The sequence below is a fragment of the Microbacterium barkeri genome (assembly GCF_027921765.1).
In the GTDB taxonomy this organism is placed as follows: domain Bacteria; phylum Actinomycetota; class Actinomycetes; order Actinomycetales; family Microbacteriaceae; genus Microbacterium; species Microbacterium barkeri.
On the sequence record NZ_BSEJ01000045.1, the window covers coordinates 1 to 712 of the forward strand.

The 712-nt window shown below is 55.1% G+C and carries 1 protein-coding gene; it reads left to right on the forward strand.

Annotation, left to right across the window (positions count from 1 at the left end; translation table 11 throughout):
- Nucleotides 1–712: hypothetical protein (locus PKE79_RS16525; RefSeq protein ID WP_271174790.1), on the forward strand; the 712-nt coding region annotated here is incomplete at both ends.

Here is a 712-nt window from a genome sequence, read left to right on the forward strand (position 1 = left end):
TTTCTGGCCGCGCAATGGAGAACCCGGTCGCCGTTTTCAATACGCTGATCGACGCGCTGGCCAGAACTGAATTGCACCCCATCATGGTAGACGCAGATGCTAACGATCTGCTGGTCGACCTGGCAGAACTGGCGATGAAGCGCCGCGAAGAAATGGGCCTGCCGGCATGGCTGCAAATTCACGTTATCGAATTGCCGGTCGACGTTCGCAACCGCGAAACGGGCGAACCTATCCGCGTATTTTACACCGAGAAAGATCGCATCATGACCGAGGTGATTAAAGCGGTGGAACTCGGTGAAAAAATCATGCTGGCGACCGATAGCTCAACTTTCGCAGAAGACGTTACCGCCACGCTGCGCCAGCGCTACCCGGAGAAAAAATTCCTCTGCGTAAACCAGAAGAGCAAGCCGGAACCCGAGGTTGAAGAATTCACCAATAAACCGAAGAAGATGGTGAAGAAGTACGACGGCCTGATTTATAGCCCGTCGATATCCTCCGGCGTCTCCATCGAGCAAAAGCATTTCGACCGCCATTTCGGCATGTTCTGCGGCGAAGTGGTCCCCAGCGATGCGATCCAGATGCTGCGCCGCGACCGCACAGCCAAAGAGTTCATCATTGGCTTTGACAAGGTTCGCGCACGACGCGAAACCGATCCGCAAAAAATTGAGCGTGCGTTTGTCCAGGCATTGCTGGCCACTGCCGGCATGAACGG